Raw genomic sequence first — 16,793 nt, forward strand, 5'->3', positions numbered from 1 at the left:
GGAGAAGCGAGCGGGGACATGAGCAGCACCGGCCTGGAGGCCGTCTTCCTGTCGAGCCGGGACCGGCTGCTCGCCTTCCTGCGCGCGCACGGGGCAGGCGACGCGGCCGAGGACCTGCTACAGGAATTGTGGCTGAAGGTCTCGTCGGCACCGGCCGGGCCGATCGCCCAGCCGCTCTCCTATCTCTACCGCGCCGCCAACAACCTGATGCTCGACCGCTACCGATCGCAGCAGCAGGCGAGCAAGCGCGACCAGGACTGGACCGAGGCCGCCACCACCGTCCCCGGCCAGTCCGACGAACCCTCGACCGAACGGCGGCTGATCGCGCGCGAGCAGCTCCGCCTCGCCCAGGCGGCGCTCGACGCACTGGGCGAGCGGCCCGCCGCGATCTTCCGCCGTCACCGCATCGATGGGGTCGGCCAGCGCGAGATCGCCGGCGAGTTCGGCGTCAGCATCAGCACGGTCGAAAGCGACCTGCGCCGCGCCTATCGCGCGATGATCGAGCTGAGGAGCCGCTTCGATGAGGGATGAGCCGGTCGATTCCGTCCTGTCTATCAGGGAGCCGTTTTTTCATGGCTGAGGACAGGCACGATATGGAAACCGCGGCACTCGACTGGGTGATCCGCCTGCGCGACCCCGGCTTCGACGGCTGGGAGGAATTCGAGGCATGGCTGGCCGCCGATCCGGCGCGGGCCGAGGCCTATCATCGCCTGGCGACCGCCGATCAGGACATGGCTGGGCTATTGGCGGCCGGGCTGCTGGCGGCCGCGCCACCGGTTCCGGCCGAGGCTCCCGCGAATGTCGTCCCGCTGCGGCGCGCGGGTTTCACCCGCCGCGCCTGGCTGGGCGGCGCGATCGCCGCGTCGGTCGCGGGCCTGGTCGGCTTCGGCATGATCGAGCGCCAGCCGTCGCTCTACCAGATCGAGACCGCGCCCGGCATGCGCCGCACCGTCACCTTGGACGACGGCAGCCGGATCGCGCTCAACGGCGGCACCCGCATCACCCTCGACCGCAAGGACGCGCGCCACGCGACGCTCGATCGGGGCGAGGCGCTGTTCGACGTGGTCCATGACGAAAAGGCGCCGTTCAAGGTGCTGGTCGGCGATGCGACGCTGGTCGACGTCGGCACCAGCTTCAACGTCGTCCGCGACGGCCGCGTCACTGCCGTCCAGGTCGCCGAGGGCGCGGTCGTCTACAATCCCGACAGCGAGGCGGTGCGGCTCGACGCCGGGCGCCGCCTGCGCGCGGTCGACGGCGATCCGCACATCGAGCTCGCCGCGGTGGCGCCCGACGCGGTCGCCGGCTGGCGCGAGGGACGGCTGATCTATGACGGCCAGACCATGGCCGACGTCGCTGCCGACCTCAGCCGCTGGTCGGGCGAGACGGTGCGCGCCGACCCGCGCGTCGCCGGCCAACGCTTCCGCGGCGTGCTGAGCCTGGGCCGGGACCACGACGTCGCCGGGCTGGCAGCGCTGCTCGACGTCGACGTCCGCCGCAGCGGGCGGGAATGGATATTGTCGCCCCGGACCCCGTGAAGCGCGCCCTCGCCCTCGCCAGCATCCCGCTGCTCGTCGCGGCCGCCCCTGCCAGCGCCGCGGAAAGGGCGGCGCTCGACCTGCCGGCGGGCCGGCTGAGCGACGCCGTGGCGGCGCTGGCGGCACAGACCGGGGCCAGTATCAGCGTCGCCGACGGATCGATCTGGGCGATGCGGGTGGCGCCGCTGCGCGGCCGGATGAGCGCGGAGGACGCGCTGCGCCGGCTGCTGCGCGGCAGCCGCGCCCGGCTCGTCGTCCTCGACGGCCGGAGCTTCCGCATCGTTGCCGCGCGCGATGTCGCCGCGCCGCGCCGCACCGCCCGCCCCTCGCCCCCCGCCGCGATCGTCGAGGGCGAGGAGCCGCCGATCATCGTCACCGCCTCGAAGCGCGACACCCGGCTGCGCGACTTCCCAGGGTCGGTCAGCATCCTCAACGGTGCCGACCTGACCTTCGGCGGCGAACAGGGAATGGAATCGGTGCTGGCCCGCGTCGCCAGCCTGTCCTCGACCCATCTCGGCGCCGGCCGCAACAAGCTGTTCATCCGGGGCATCGCCGATTCGAGCTTCACCGGGCCGACCCAGGCGACGGTGGGCCAGTATCTGGGCGACATGCGGCTGACCTACAATGCGCCCGATCCCGACCTGCGCCTCTACGACATCCAGTCGGTCGAGATCCTCGAAGGGCCGCAGGGCACGCTCTACGGCGCCGGATCGCTCGGCGGCATCATCCGCATCGTCCGCAACCCGCCCCGGCTCAGCCAGTTCGGCGGCGCGCTCTCGGCCGGCGCCTCGGTCACCGCGCACGGCGATCCTTCCGGCGATCTCGGCGGCATGCTCAACCTGCCGGTGGCCGGCGACCGGGTGGCGCTGCGCGCGGTCGCCTACGGTCTGCGCGAGGGCGGCTATATCGACGATGTCTGGCGACAGAAGAAGGACATCAACCGCACCCGCATCGCCGGCGGCCGCGCGACGCTCCGGATCGACGCGGGCGACGGCTGGACCGTCGACATCGGCGGCGTCTACCAGGACAATGAGGGCCGCGACAGCCAATATGCCGACCGCAGCCTCGGCGGTCTGAAGCGATCGAGCCGGACCCCTGGCGGCTTCGACGCCAGCTACAAGCTGGGCGAGCTGGTCGTCGCCAAGAGCTGGGACGACCTCTCCTTCCTCTCCTCGACCGGGCTGGTCCGACAGAAGCTGGACGAGCGCTACGACGCCAGCATGAACGGGGTGGAGCGGCTGTTCACCCAGCGCAACCGCACCCGGATGTTCGCGACCGAGAACCGGCTGTGGCGGCCGACCCGCGACGGCTTCGGCTGGGTGATCGGCGCCAGCTACACCCACAACCGTACCGATCTGGACCGGTCGCTCGGCCCGGTCGGCGTGCCGGTCGCGGTCACCGGCGTGTCCAACCGCATCCGCGAGACGACGATCTACGGCGAGGCGAGCATCGAGCCGGTACGCGGGCTGACCGTCACCGGCGGCGCGCGCTACACCTGGTCGAAGCTGGGCGGCGGCGCCGACGATCCGTTGCCGGTATTCTCCCCCACGCTGGAGGCGGCGCGCGCGGCGATCGTCGCCAGCCGCAAGGAGCGCAGGCTGCTGCCATCGGCCTCGGTCTCGGCCGCGCTGCTGCCACGGCTGATCGTCTATGCGCGCTACCAGCAGGGGTTCCGGCCCGGCGGCCTCGCCATCGAAGGCGGCTTCGTCCGCCGCTTCCGCAACGATCATGTCGCGACGATGGAGACGGGCCTGCGCTACGGCGTGCGCGGCGACGATCCGTTCGACCTGTCGCTGAGCCTGTCCTACACCGACTGGCAGGACATCCAGGCCGACTTCATCGACAGCGGCGGGCTGCCCACCACCGACAATATCGGCGACGGCCGCATCTATTCGCTGAGCGCGGCGATGGGCTGGGCGCCGCTGCCCGGCCTGATCTTCGACGCGGCCGCGACCTACAACGACAGCCGGGTCACCGATCCGTCGCCGTCGCTGCTGTTCGCGCTCGCCTCGGCGGCGGTCAGCGACAAGACCGGCGCCTTCACCGGCGGGCAGAGCCGCATCCCCAACGTCGCGCGCTTCACCACGCGGATCGGCTTCGACTATCGCACCCCGGTCTCCGACGCGATCGAGCTGCGGCTCAACGGCTGGGTCCGCTATATCGGCAAGTCGCGATTGGGCATCGGCCCGATCCTCGGCGACCTCCAGGGCGACTATCTCGACACCGCGCTGACCGCGCGCATCGGGCGGCCCGATTTCGGTGTCAGCCTGGGCGTCACCAACCTCGCCGACGCGATCGGCAACCGCTTCGCGCTCGGCACTCCCTTCCAGGCGTCGGGCGGGCGGCAGATCACCCCGCTGCGCCCGCGCACCATCCGCATCGGCCTCGACAAGAGCTTCTGAGCCTTTCTCGGGGGAGAGGAGAGAAGGTCGGGCAGGAGCCGCCTGAGATGCCGGCCTCCGCCGGCACGACGAAAAGGCAAAAATCTTCCAAGGCTCCGGCGCATCGGCCCCGTCTTCCGGTCATGCGGGAAGGAAGGACGCGATCCCTTCCCCACGACAAAGGGAATGGAAACTCGATGCGCTACCTGCTTGCCTCCACCTGCCTCGCCGCGATCGCCGCCGTGCCCGTCCATGCAGAGACGACCGTCGGCGACAAGCGCACCGCGACGATCCGCACCTCGACGATCAAGGCCGGCGCCGCCGACGACATCCGCATCACCTCAGCCGGCTCGGTCGTGCCGACCACCGCGGGGTCCGCGGTGGTGCTCGACAGCGCCAACAAGATCGTCAACGAAGGCACGATCCAGGCCACCAACCTCGACAACAGCACCGGCATCCGCGCCGAGGCCGGCGCCGCCGGATCGATCACCAACGCCGCCGGCGGCAAGATCATCCTCGACGAGACCTACGCCCCCGAGGACAGCGACAAGGACGGCGATCTCGACGGCCCGCTCGCGGTCGGCACCGGGCGGATCGGCATCCGCACCGCCGGCGCCTTCACCGGCGACGTCGTCAACAGCGGCCAGATCGCGATCGAGGGCAAGGATTCGGCTGGCATCCGGCTCGACGGCCCGCTGACCGGCAAGCTCACCCAGGATGGCACGATCGCGGTGGTCGGCGACCGCTCGGTCGGCATCCGCGCCGGCGACGTGACCGGCAACGTCCGCATCGCCGGCACGATCTCCGCGACCGGCCAGAATGCGGTCGGCGCCTCGCTGGACGGCAACATCGCCGGCGCATTGGTGATCCAGGGTGCTATCACCTCGACCGGCTACCGCAGCACCACCCCGCCGAGCGACACCAGCAAGCTCGACGCCGACGACCTGCTGCAGGGCGGCCCGGCCGTCCGTATCGCCGGAAACGTCACCGGCGGCGTCATCTTCGCAGTGCCGCCGAAGGACAACAGCACCACCGACAATGACGAGGACAAGGACGGCATCGACGACGCCAAGGAAGGCTCGGCCGCGATCGCCTCCTACGGCGCCGCCCCGGCCGTCTCGATCGGTGCGGCGGACCATGCCGTCACCCTGGGCGCCGTGGCCGGCAATCCCGACGGGCACGGCCTGGTCAACGAAGGCACGATCCAGGGCGCGGGCACCTATGCCGGGGTCGACGGCAGCGGCATGGTGATCGGCGGCCAGGGCGGCGCGGTGACGATCGCGGGCGGCATGACCAATCGTGGCACCATCAGCGCCTCGGGCGCCAACGCCACCGCGCTGCGGGTCGGCGACGGCGCGACCGTGGCCGAGATCAAGAATATGGGTGTCGTCCAGGCATCGGGCACCAACGCCGCCAACGCGAAGACGGTGGCGCTGCAGATCGACCAGGGCGCCTTCACCGCCGAGATCACCAACAGCGGCACGATCAAGGCGGTCGCCAGCGGCACCGCATCGGCCAACGGCGCGACGGCGACCGCGATCCTCGACCGGTCGGGCGAGGTCGACATCGTCAACAACAGCGGTACGATCTCCGCGACGGGCGCCTCCGCCGGCGGCAACATCGCGATCGACCTGTCGGCGAACGACCGCGGCGCGCGGATCGGCCAGACGGTGGTCGCGAGCGGCACCAATGCGCCGTCGATCGTCGGCAACGTCCGCTTCGGCGGCGGCAACGACGTGTTCGACATCGCCGACGGCAGCGTGACCGGCGACACCAGCTTCGGCGGCGGCTCCAACAGCCTGCTGCTGTCGGGAGACGCGACCTATGCGGGCAAGGTCGGCTTCGGCGGCGGCAACGACGTCATGACCCTGAGCGGCACCTCTTCCCACAATGGCGACGTCGACTTCGGCGGCGGCAGCGACAGGCTGACCGTGAACAGCGGCGCCAGGTTCCGGGGCGCCCTTTCCAACGCGCAGGGGCTGGCGGTCGCCGTCAACGGCGGCACGCTCGACATCGGCAAGTCGACCGCCGCGATCCAGTCGCTCGCGGTGAGCGGCTCGGGCACGCTCGGCGTCACGATCGACGTGGCGAGCAAGAGCAGCACGCTCTACCAGGTCGCGGGGGAGGCGAGCTTCGCCCAGGGCTCCAAGGTCGCGGTCAGCCTCAACGGCATTGCCGGCGCCGAGGGCCGCTACACCTTCCTGAAGGCCGGGACGGTGACCGGCGCATCCAACGTCGCGGCGAGCGACGCGCTGCTGCCGTTCATGTACAAGGGCAGCGTCGCCACGGTCTCGTCGAACGAGCTGGCGATCGACGTCAAGCGCAAGACCACGACCGAGCTCGGCCTCAACCGCTCGCAGGCAGCCGCCTATGACGCGATATTCGCCGCGCTCGGCAAGGACGCCAAGGTCGCCGGCGTCTATCTGGAGACCTATGACGGCGACGCCTTCCGCAAGAAGGTCCGCCAGATGCTGCCCGATCACGCCGGCGGCGCGTTCGAGACGGTGACGATGGGGTCGCGCGCGACCGCGGGCTTCCTGGCCGATCCGAACGCCCCCTTCGCCGACATGGGCAAATGGGGCTATTGGATCCAGCAGGTCGGCTGGGGCACGTCGAAGGGGCTGGGCGACACCGCCTCCTACGACATCACCGGCTGGGGCGTCGCGACGGGCGGCGAGATCAAGACCGACCTCGGCAGCTTCGGCATCTCGCTTGCCTATCTCTACGGCAAGGATGCCGACGGCGGCACCGACAACAAGGTCGATGCCGGCCAATATGAGATCGGCGCCTATTGGCGCGGCTATTGGGGCCCCTTCCAGGGCTGGACCCGCGCCAGCTACGCCCATGTCGACTTCAAGGGCGAACGCGTCTTCCAGGGCAGCCTGGGCAACGACACGGTCGAGCGCCGCGCCAAGGGCCGGTGGAACGGCAAGCTGATCTCGGCGGCGGCCGGCGCGGCCTATACGCTGCAGATGGGATCGTTCAGCGTCCGGCCGAAGGCGGCGCTCGACTATTACCGGCTGAAGGAGGACGGCTATGCCGAGAAGGGCGGCGGCGACGCCTTCAACCTGATCGTGGGCGGCCGCAAGAGCGACGAGCTGGCGGTCAGCGGCACGGTCGCGGCCGGCTTCGACTTCGGCGGCCAGAACGAGGAAGCCGGCTGGTTCCGGATCGAGGCCGAAGGCGGCCGGCGCGAGCTGGTCGGCGGGTCGCTGGGCTCGACTACCGCGCGCTTCGCCGGCGGCACCGCTTTCACCCTGGAGCCCGAGAAGCGCACCAGCGGCTGGATCGGCAAGCTTCGTGCGGTCGGCGGCGGCAACGGCTTCCAGATCGGCGGCGAGGCCGGTGCGGAGGAACAGCAGGGCCGCGCCGCCATCTCGCTGCGCGCCAGCCTGGTGGTCGGTCTCTGACGGACAGGACGGTTTCCCTCCTTTGAGGAGGGACGGGGTGGGTGATCTCCCCATCGAAAGCGGCACGAGGCCCCCCCGCCGCTACCCACCCCAACTCATGTGCGTACCCCCGCATCTGGTCCCCCGCCCGTCCCGGGCGGGGGATTTTTTTCAGGCCGTGCGCGATTCAAAAATTCCATCCACAGATTCTTTTGTTGCGCCTTCGTTCCGCCCTGGAGGCCAAGTGGCTGAACCGACTCACTATTCCGTCGCGTCAAGGGGGTCGGAACTCGTTTCGTCGATGCGACGAGCCGAGTCCCCGAACCGTCATTTTGACTCTTGAACTGTGACTCAGATGAGGCACTATAGGTTGTGTAAGGCAACAGGGGCAGCGCTAGAGATGGTGGATCACGTTCGGGAGCTCAGCTCCGGACGGATGGCCGTTCGCAGCGTTGTGAATACCGGGGATAAGGTCAAATCGGCGCTGGTATCGCGCCGAGGACGCACTATCTTCCAAGGTACGCCTGTGTCGAACGGATCACGAACAGGGTCGCCTGGCCGGCCTGTTCCAAACGGATGTGCGGAGGCGGGCATATGGACCTTTCTGGCAGCAGCGAAGTGAGCTCGAGCGACGTGGCGACGACGATGGATTCCCCGACGAAGGACGCCAAGGCGGCGAAGCCCGCGGACGCGTCCGGGGCGGAAGCGAAGGCGCCCGACGGCGAGGCCAAGGCGGCCGCGCCGGCGAAGGCCCGCGTGTCGACCGGCAGCACCGAGATCCGTCCGCAGCTCTACCCGATCGAGGTGGACCACAGCCGCGACGCGCTGCTCACCGACTTCGGCAAGGAGACGCTGACCGACCGCTACCTCCTGCCTGGCGAAAGCTATCAGGACCTGTTCGTGCGCGTCGCGTCGGCCTATGCCGACGACCAGCCGCACGCCCAGCGCCTCTACGACTATATCTCCAAGCTGTGGTTCATGCCGGCCACCCCGGTCCTGTCGAACGGCGGCACCGGGCGCGGCCTGCCGATCAGCTGCTATCTCAACTCGGTCGACGATAGCCTCGAGGGCATCGTCAACACCTGGAACGAGAATGTCTGGCTGGCGTCGCGCGGCGGCGGCATCGGCACCTATTGGGGCTCGGTGCGCGGCATCGGCGAACCGGTCGGCCTCAACGGCAAGACCTCGGGCATCATCCCCTTCGTCCGGGTGATGGACTCGCTGACGCTCGCGATCAGCCAGGGCTCGCTGCGCCGCGGTTCGGCTGCCGTCTATCTCGACATCTCGCACCCGGAGATCGAGGAGTTCCTCGAGATCCGCAAGCCGTCGGGGGACTTCAACCGCAAAGCGCTCAACCTGCACCATGGCGTGCTGCTGACCGACGCCTTCATGGAAGCGGTCCGCGACGGCGCCGAGTGGGATCTGGTCAGCCCGAAGGACGGATCGAAGCGCGGCTCGGTCGACGCCCGTGCCCTGTTCCAGAAGCTGGTCGAGACCCGCCTCGCCACCGGTGAGCCCTATATCGTGTTCAACGATACGGTGAACCGGATGATGCCGAAGCATCACCGCGACGTCGGGCTGAAGGTATCGACCTCGAACCTCTGCTCGGAAATCACCCTGCCGACCGGGCGCGACCAGCACGGCATGGACCGCACCGCGGTCTGCTGCCTGAGCTCGCTCAACCTCGAGACCTGGGACGAGTGGAACGGCGACAAGCGCTTCATTGAGGACGTGATGCGTTTCCTCGACAATGTGCTGCAGGACTATATCGACCGCGCGCCGGACGAGATGGCGCGCGCCAAGTACAGCGCCAGCCGCGAGCGTTCGGTGGGCCTGGGCGTGATGGGTTTCCACAGCTTCCTCCAGGCGCGCGGCCTGCCCTTCGAGGGCGCGATGGCGAAGAGCTGGAACCTGCGCATCTTCAAGCATATCGCCGCCGCCGCCGCGGAGGCCTCGATGCTGCTGGCCAGCGAGCGCGGGCCGTGCCCCGACGCCGCCGACCTGGGCGTGATGGAGCGCTTCAGCTGCAAGATGGCGATCGCGCCGACCGCGTCGATCTCGATCATCTGCGGCGGCACCAGCGCCTGCATCGAGCCCATCCCGGCCAACATCTACACCCACAAGACGCTGTCGGGCAGCTTCTCGATCAAGAACCCCTATCTGCAGAAGCTGCTCGCCGAGAAGTCGAAGGACTCGGACGCGGTGTGGAACTCGATCCTCGAGAAGGGCGGATCGGTCCAGCATCTCGACTTCCTGACCCAGGACGAGAAGGACGTGTTCAAGACCAGCTTCGAGATCGACCAGCGCTGGCTGATCGATCTCGCGGCGGATCGCACGCCCTATATCGACCAGGCGCAGTCGCTGAACCTGTTCATCCCGGCCGACGTCGAGAAGTGGGATCTGCTGATGCTCCACTTCCGCGCCTGGGAACTGGGCATCAAGTCGCTCTACTATCTCCGCTCCAAGTCGGTCCAGCGTGCCGGCTTCGCGGGCGGGGTCGAGGCGGACAACACCCCCGACCTCAAGCAGATCGAGCTCGAAACCAAGGACTATGACGAATGCCTGGCCTGCCAATAGGCGGACGGAACTGAACGAGTGTTCGGGACGGCCGCGTGAGACGATCACGCGGCCGTTTCGTTTCGGAGCCCCCCGATCTCCTCATACGTCACCCCAGCGAAGGCTGGGGTCCATGTCTCTCATCGGCCAGATGGCATCTGAGAAGAAGACAGACATGGATGCCAGCCTTCAGCCTTTGGCTGAAGTTCATCCCGAGAGCCTGCCTTGCAGGCAGTCGAGGGGCTGGCATGACGTAAAGGGCGAAGCGAAACATCCCCCAAACATAGCCATGGTGTATGATGCGCAGCCGGACACACAAGCTCTTGTGGAAAACCTCGGAAAAACATTTGTCGCCGAGTCCGGCTTGGCATAGGATGGGCGACGCGCTTCGACGGCAGGGGACTTGGCCTGCGAAGTGCTTGAATCACGGGACGGAAATCCCGATCTACAGGGTGGAGCGATCGGATGTCGCATGCTTCCGAACCGGTGGGCCGAGACTGATCGATGGATGTTTCGGTGCCCCTGATCATCGCCGTCGCGTCGGCGCTTGTCGGCCTGCTCTGCCTGTGGCTGCTGCTGGTCGCGCTGGTCCGGCTGCGCAAGGTGAAGAAAGGCACGGGCGGGTTCACCGACACGCCCGCCGACCTCAAGAGTTTCGCGCTCCGGCAGGGCCTGAGCACCGTCGTCATGTTCGCGCTCGCCGCGTTTATCGTCTTCTATAGCTGAAAGGTCGTCCCATGCCGCTTCTTCAGGCCAGCCGCACCTACAAGCCCTTCGAATATCCGTGGGCGTTCGAATATTGGAAGCGGCAGCAGCAACTCCACTGGCTGCCCGAGGAAGTTCCGCTGGGCGAGGATTGCCGCGACTGGGCGCAAAAGCTCACCGACCATGAGCGCAACCTGCTGACGCAGATCTTCCGCTTCTTCACCCAGGCCGACGTCGAGGTGCAGGACTGCTACCACGACAAGTACGGCCGGGTGTTCAAGCCGACCGAGATCAAGATGATGCTGACCGCCTTCTCCAACATGGAGACGGTGCACATCGCGGCGTACAGCCACCTGCTCGACACGATCGGCATGCCCGAGACCGAGTACAGCGCCTTCCTCCAGTATAAGGAGATGAAGGACAAGCACGACTATCTGGCGACCTTCGGCGTCGACACCGACGAGGATATCGCCCGCACCCTGGCGATGTTCGGCGGCTTCACCGAGGGGCTCCAGCTCTTCGCCAGCTTCGCGATGCTGATGAACTTCCCGCGCTTCAACAAGATGAAGGGCATGGGGCAGATCGTCACCTGGTCGATCCGCGACGAGACGCTCCACTGCGAGGGCATCGTCCGCCTGTTCCACGCCTTCGTGAAGGAGCGCGACTGCCTGACCGCGTCGGTCAAGGACGACATCCTCGACATGTGCCAGAAGACGGTGCGGATCGAGGACGCCTTCATCGACCTGGTGTTCGAGATGGGCCCGGTCAACGGCATGACGCCGAAGGACATCAAGAAATATGTCCGCTACATCGCCGACTGGCGGCTGGGGCAGCTCGGCCTCAAGCCGATCTACATGATCGAGGACCATCCCCTGCCCTGGCTGGCGCCGCTGCTCAACGGCGTCGAGCACGCCAATTTCTTCGAGACGCGCGCGACCGAATATTCGAAGGCCGCGACCAAGGGCCAGTGGAGCGACGTCTGGGACGCCTTCGACAACCGCATGAAGGCCAAGAACGCAGCCGCCGCCAACGAGGACAATGCCGATGGCGGGCTGTTCGGCCATGCCGGGGTGGCGGCGGAGTAAGCTTTCTTCAGGGGTTTTCTTCCCCCTCTTCCGTCATTCCCGCTTTCGCGGGAATGACGGAAACATGGGGTGAGATTCACCCCTCCCGATCAGCGCGGAGCTGCTGCGATAGCCGGTCGAGCCGCTGGTGCAGCACCGATTCCTCGTTCGCAGTCAAGCGGTTGCCCGAGCGGCGCATATTGGCTTCGTCGCGGCGGATCGAGGCGAGTTCGGCCTGGGCGCGACGGGCTTCGCTCTTGCTGATCATGCCACGGGCACGCTGGCGATCGATGCGCTGCTCGATCCGGGCGGCGCGGGTGTCGACGTCCATGTTGCGGGCGGCAACGTTGACCGGCCCTTGCGAGACCCAGCGGCCGCGCGCGTCATAATAGCCCATGGTCTGGCCGCGCACCCAGCGACCGTTCGCATCATAATAGCCGGGCGCGCTGCGCGCTTCCCAATAGCCCACCGGATCGCCGCCGCGGCTGCCGGGAATCCAGCGGCCATTGGCGTCGTAGCTGCCCGATGTCGGACCCGCGACCCAGCGGCCGCGGGTGTCGTAATAGCCAGGCGCATTCGCCTGCACCCACTCGCCGTCGGCGGCGTAATAGCCGCTCACCCCCACCGGGACCCAGCGGCCGTCGCGGTCGCGATAGCCCGAATATTGCGCGTCGCCGTCGAACGCGACCCAGCGGTTGTTGCGGTCGTAATAACCGTTGGGAGGCCCGTCGACCCAACGATTGTTCCGATCATAATAGCCGCGCGGCGCGCGGTCGCCGATCCGGTTGGCGTGCCAGCGGCCGCTCTCGTCATAATAGCCGTAGGCGACCTCGCACTTGTTGTCCTTGGCGAGCTGGTTGCCGGCGACGCCGCCCGCGACGCCGCCGACGATCGTGCCGACCTCCTTGTGGCGGCCGCCGTCGATCACCCGGCCGAGGATCGCGCCGATGCCTGCGCCCGCGATGGTGGCGACGGTGCGGCCGGTATTGTCCTGCTTGCAGACGGTCTCGGCGCCGGCCGCCTGGGCGCCGGCCAGCGCGACAACGGCCGTTGCGATCGTGAACCTGTGCATGTCACTCTCCCGAAACAATCTATCGTCCCTGCCGAGAACCCACGGACAAGGAGGCGGTTCCCGCGACGGGACCGGGGAAATTCGGGATCGGTGCGCTTGACGGCCGACATGGTCGTGACGATGAAGGAACAAAGGAGAAGCGCCGATGCGTTCGTTCGTCCTCGCCGCCCTGATCGCCGCCGGCGCCACGCTGCCGGTCGCTCCCGCCCTTGCCGTCGACATTCCCGCCGCCGATGCCGAGCATGAGGGTGCGCGGATGACGCGGCTGCCTGACGACTGGCTCGACAAGGACATCGCCGCCGACCCGGCAGCCGAGAAGGCCGACATGCGCGAAGCCGAGGCCAAACGCTGGGAGGAACATGGCCAGGCCGATGGCGAGGCGGACGCCCCCGTCGCCGGGGTCGACTGCCCCAAGCCGAGTGGCACGACCGGGGCGATCCTCGGCGCGGTCGCGGGCGGGCTGCTCGGCAACGTGATCGACGGCGGCCGCCACCGCGCGCTCGGTACCATCGTCGGCGCGGGCGGCGGCGCCCTGCTCGGCCGCCAGGTGGAGCAGCGCTCGGCGAAGTGTCAATGAGGGCTCTCGTCCAGCTGCAGGGATAGATTCCTGATTTCAGGCGTTTTTCCTCCGTCCACATGGCTGTCCGCGCGATGAACCGATTGTAGTTTTCGGTTCATGCAACCTTGTCGCATGCCTGTCGTTCTGCCCCCGTCCCATTGTTGGACGGGAGAAACAACATGCGTAAGTTCATCCTCGCCGCAGCGCTGATCGCCTCGGCCGTTCCGACGGTCGCGATGGCCGATCCGCCGCCCTGGGCGCCGGCGCACGGACGACGCGACCATGACTGGCGCGAGAGCCGCCGCTACGACTGGAACCGGCCCGACCCGCGCCATGGCGACCGCTATTATGCCGACCGCTATTATCGCGACGGCCGCTACTATCGGGAACGCCGGCTCACCCGGAACGACCGCATCTATCGCGGCAATGACGGCCGTTACTATTGCCGCCGTTCGGACGGAACCACGGGCCTGATCATCGGCGCGGTCGGCGGCGGGTTGCTCGGCAACGCGCTCGACAACGGCCGCTCGTCGACCCTCGGCACGATCCTCGGCGCCGGCGCCGGCGCGCTGCTCGGCCGCTCGATCGATCGCGGCGAGGTGAAGTGCCGGTGATGCCCTAATTCCCCCCTCCCTTTCAAGGGAGGGGTTGGGGGTGGGTGGCGAGCGCAGCGAGCCCACTTCCTCGTCCCGCAGAACTCCGCCGAGGGGCATCGAGCCCCTCGACTCCGTACCCCACCCTTTCATCCCTCCCCGGAAGGGGAGGGAGAGATTGGGGCGGATGACGAGCCGAGCTCAGTACCAGTTGCGTGTTGCGTAACGCTTGACCCTGCCCCTCCGTCGCGCCAATCCGGCGCGACGAGAGGGGATTTTCATGGCAGACAGCGAAGCCAGGCCGTCGACCCGCCGCATCCTGCTGGCGAGCCTGACCGGCACGTCGGTCGAGTTCTACGATTTCTACATCTTCGCGACCGCGGCTTCGCTGGTGTTCGGGCCGCTCTTCTTCGGCGGCTTCGCGCACCAGACCCAGCTCATCTGGTCCTACACGCTGCTCGGCCTGGCCTTCCTGTCGCGGCCGCTCGGCGCCTGGGCGTTCGGCCATTTCGGCGACCGGATCGGGCGCAAGTCGACCCTCGTCGCATCGCTGATGGTGATGGGCCTGTCGACGCTGCTGATCGCCTTCCTGCCCTCCTATGAGACGGCCGGCTGGCTCGGCGCCTTCCTGCTCGCGCTGCTGCGCTTCGGCCAGGGCTTCGGCCTCGGCGGCGAATGGGGCGGCGCGGCGCTGCTCGCAGTCGAGAATGCCCCGCCCGGCAAGCGCGGCCGCTACGGCATGTTCCCGCAATTGGGCGCTCCGGTAGGCTTCATCGCGGCGAACGGGCTGTTCATGCTGCTCGGCCTGGCGATGACCCAGCAGCAATTCATGGAGTGGGGCTGGCGCCTGCCCTTCCTCGGATCGGCGGTGCTGGTCGGCGTCGGCCTGTGGGTACGGCTCAAGCTCACCGAGACGGCCGCGTTCAAGGCCGCCATGGCCGAGGCCGAACCCGCCAAGGTGCCGATCGCCGAGCTGTTCCGCGACCATCTCGTCCCGACCATCGCCGGCACCTTCGCGGCGATCGCCTGCTTCGCGACCTATTATCTCGCGACCGCCTTCGCGCTCGGCTATGCGACCAGCAATCTCGGCATCGCCAAGGAGACCTTCCTCGGCGTCCAGCTCGTCTCCATCCTGTTCATGGCGGGCGGCATCCTGCTGGCGGGCTGGTGGTCCGACGTGAAAAGCCCGCGCTACGTCCTGATTGCCGGCTGTGTCGGCACGATCGCGACCGGCCTGCTGATGGGGCCGATGCTGCTGAGCGCCGAGCTCAGGATCATCACGCTGTGGCTGATGCTCGCGCTGTTCATGATGGGCTTCGTCTACGGGCCGCTCGGCGCCTTCCTGCCGTCGCTGTTCCCGCCGCGCGTGCGCTACACCGGCGCGTCGATGACGTTCAACATCGCCGGCATCCTCGGCGCCGCGCCGGTGCCCGCGGTCGCGCAATATCTGACCGACCATGGCGGCCTCGGCTATGTCGGCTATTATCTGAGTGGGTCGGCGATCGTCAGCCTCGCCGCGCTCTGGTGGACGCGGCATCACGACGCTAAGGTCGGCTGATGTTCTTCGGCTTCCTCGACGAATTGCGCGCGGCCGGCATTCCCGCCAGCCTCAAGGAGCATCTCACCCTGCTCGAGGCGATGGACCGCGACGTGATCGGCTGGTCGCCGGAGGAATTCTATTATCTCGCCCGCGCCACCTATGTGAAGGACGAGGGCCTGCTCGACCGCTTCGACCGGGTGTTCGGCAAGGTGTTCCGCGGCGTGCTCGACCAGGCCGGCGAGGGGCACGAGATCCCCGAGGACTGGCTGAAGGCGGTCGCCCGCAAATATCTGAGCCCCGAGGAGATGGCGAAGATCGAGGCGCTCGGCTCCTGGGACGAGATCATGGAGACGCTCAAGAAGCGGCTCGAGGAGCAGCAGGGCAAGCATCAGGGCGGCAGCAAGTGGATCGGCACCGGCGGCACGTCGCCCTACGGCAATTCGGGCTATAATCCCGAAGGCGTGCGGATCGGCGGACAGAGCGTCCACAAGCGCGCGATCAAGGTGTGGGAGAAGCGCGAGTTCAAGAATCTCGACAACGATGTCGAGCTGGGCACGCGCAACATCAAGGTGGCGCTGCGCCGACTGCGCCGCTTCGCGCGCGAGGGCGCCGCGGACGAGCTCGATCTCGAAGGCACGATCGACGGCACCGCGCGGCGCGGCTTCCTCGACATCCACATGCGGCCCGAGCGGCGCAACGCGGTCAAGCTGCTGCTCTTCCTCGACATCGGCGGATCGATGGATCCGCACGTCAAGCTATGCGAGGAGCTGTTCTCGGCGGCGACCGCCGAGTTCAAGCATCTCGAATTCTTCTACTTCCACAACTGCATCTACGAAGGCGTGTGGAAGGACAATCGCCGTCGTTTCCAGGAACGCACGCCGACCTGGGACATCCTCCACAAATATGGCCACGACTATAAGCTGGTGATCGTCGGCGACGCGTCGATGAGCCCCTATGAGATCGCCCAGCCCGGCGGGTCGGTCGAGCATTTCAACGAGGAGGCAGGCGAGGTCTGGCTGAAGCGGCTGCTCAACGTCTACGCCTCGGCGGTGTGGCTGAACCCGACGCCCGAGGCCTATTGGATGCATACCCAGTCGACCCGGATGATCCGCGAGATCATGCACAACCGCATGTTCGGCCTGACCCTGTCCGGGCTGGAGGACGCGATGCGGAGCCTGGCGCGGAAGAAGTGAGGCGGGACAAGGCTGGCGAGAGCTTCGTCATGCTGAACTCGTTTCAGCATCCACCGGGAGGCTGACACGGAATTCGGGCTTCTTTCGGAACATGCGCTCATGCCGCATGGCCAGCCTGAGTGGCTGGGTGGATGCTGAAACAAGTTCAGCATGACGGTATTCGCGACCCGTCACCCAGCGCAGGCTGGGGTCCATGTCTGCCAGCC

14 protein-coding genes are annotated in these 16,793 nt (G+C 67.8%); 12 read left to right on the forward strand and 2 right to left on the reverse strand.

Annotation, left to right across the window (positions count from 1 at the left end; all coding sequences use genetic code 11):
• The first annotated feature begins 18 nt into the window (after positions 1 to 18).
• From B5X82_RS21780 to B5X82_RS21815, 8 genes are all read left to right on the forward strand, one after another.
• Complete coding sequence (locus tag B5X82_RS21780) at positions 19 to 531, forward strand: RNA polymerase sigma factor (protein ID WP_079650288.1); 513 nt, start codon at positions 19 to 21, stop codon at positions 529 to 531.
• Between the two features lie 41 nt (positions 532 to 572).
• The gene (locus B5X82_RS21785) at positions 573 to 1,535 is read left to right on the forward strand and encodes a FecR family protein (protein WP_079650289.1); all 963 of its coding nucleotides are present in this window, start codon (positions 573 to 575) and stop codon (positions 1,533 to 1,535) included.
• Positions 1,508 to 3,937, forward strand: a complete 2,430-nt coding sequence (locus B5X82_RS21790) for a TonB-dependent receptor domain-containing protein (RefSeq protein WP_079650290.1) — start codon at positions 1,508 to 1,510, stop codon at positions 3,935 to 3,937. Before B5X82_RS21785 ends, B5X82_RS21790 begins: the two co-directional genes overlap by 28 nt.
• A 176-nt stretch (positions 3,938 to 4,113) precedes the next feature.
• The gene (locus tag B5X82_RS21795; protein WP_079650291.1) at positions 4,114 to 7,326 is read left to right on the forward strand and encodes an autotransporter outer membrane beta-barrel domain-containing protein; all 3,213 of its coding nucleotides are present in this window, start codon (positions 4,114 to 4,116) and stop codon (positions 7,324 to 7,326) included.
• Positions 7,327 to 7,899: 573 nt separating this feature from the next.
• On the forward strand, positions 7,900 to 9,882 hold the full coding sequence (locus B5X82_RS21800) for a ribonucleoside-diphosphate reductase subunit alpha (protein WP_079650292.1): 1,983 nt from the start codon (positions 7,900 to 7,902) through the stop codon (positions 9,880 to 9,882).
• Between the two features lie 112 nt (positions 9,883 to 9,994).
• The gene (locus B5X82_RS26850; RefSeq protein ID WP_079650293.1) at positions 9,995 to 10,234 is read left to right on the forward strand and encodes a hypothetical protein; all 240 of its coding nucleotides are present in this window, start codon (positions 9,995 to 9,997) and stop codon (positions 10,232 to 10,234) included.
• A gap of 143 nt (positions 10,235 to 10,377) precedes the next feature.
• Entirely contained in the window at positions 10,378 to 10,587 is a 210-nt protein-coding gene (locus B5X82_RS21810) for a hypothetical protein (RefSeq protein WP_223811241.1), read from the forward strand.
• 11 nt (positions 10,588 to 10,598) lie between these two features.
• Complete coding sequence (locus B5X82_RS21815) at positions 10,599 to 11,651, forward strand: ribonucleotide-diphosphate reductase subunit beta (protein WP_079650295.1); 1,053 nt, start codon at positions 10,599 to 10,601, stop codon at positions 11,649 to 11,651.
• 76 nt (positions 11,652 to 11,727) lie between these two features.
• Here the strand turns inward: B5X82_RS21815 and B5X82_RS21820 are convergent, their stop codons facing one another.
• The gene (locus B5X82_RS21820; protein WP_079650296.1) at positions 11,728 to 12,702 is read right to left on the reverse strand and encodes a glycine zipper 2TM domain-containing protein; all 975 of its coding nucleotides are present in this window, start codon (positions 12,700 to 12,702) and stop codon (positions 11,728 to 11,730) included.
• 145 nt (positions 12,703 to 12,847) lie between these two features.
• On the opposite strand from B5X82_RS21820, the gene B5X82_RS21825 reads away from it, so the two are divergent.
• From B5X82_RS21825 to B5X82_RS21840, 4 genes are all read left to right on the forward strand, one after another.
• Entirely contained in the window at positions 12,848 to 13,279 is a 432-nt protein-coding gene (locus B5X82_RS21825; protein WP_079650297.1) for a glycine zipper 2TM domain-containing protein, read from the forward strand.
• Between the two features lie 161 nt (positions 13,280 to 13,440).
• Positions 13,441 to 13,875, forward strand: a complete 435-nt coding sequence (locus tag B5X82_RS21830; RefSeq protein ID WP_079650298.1) for a glycine zipper 2TM domain-containing protein — start codon at positions 13,441 to 13,443, stop codon at positions 13,873 to 13,875.
• A 259-nt stretch (positions 13,876 to 14,134) separates the two neighbouring features.
• Positions 14,135 to 15,412, forward strand: a complete 1,278-nt coding sequence (locus B5X82_RS21835; protein ID WP_079650299.1) for an MFS transporter — start codon at positions 14,135 to 14,137, stop codon at positions 15,410 to 15,412.
• Positions 15,412 to 16,587, forward strand: coding sequence for a vWA domain-containing protein (locus B5X82_RS21840; RefSeq protein WP_079650300.1), 1,176 nt, complete (start codon positions 15,412 to 15,414; stop codon positions 16,585 to 16,587). Before B5X82_RS21835 ends, B5X82_RS21840 begins: the two co-directional genes overlap by 1 nt.
• Before the next feature lie 27 nt (positions 16,588 to 16,614).
• Here B5X82_RS21840 and B5X82_RS26855 read toward each other — a convergent pair whose 3' ends face one another.
• A complete protein-coding gene (locus B5X82_RS26855) occupies positions 16,615 to 16,782 on the reverse strand; it encodes a hypothetical protein (protein WP_176152663.1) in 168 nt (55 codons plus the stop codon).
• Positions 16,783 to 16,793 lie beyond the last annotated feature (11 nt).

The sequence above is a fragment of the Rhizorhabdus histidinilytica genome (assembly GCF_900167915.1).
Classification (GTDB): domain Bacteria; phylum Pseudomonadota; class Alphaproteobacteria; order Sphingomonadales; family Sphingomonadaceae; genus Rhizorhabdus; species Rhizorhabdus histidinilytica.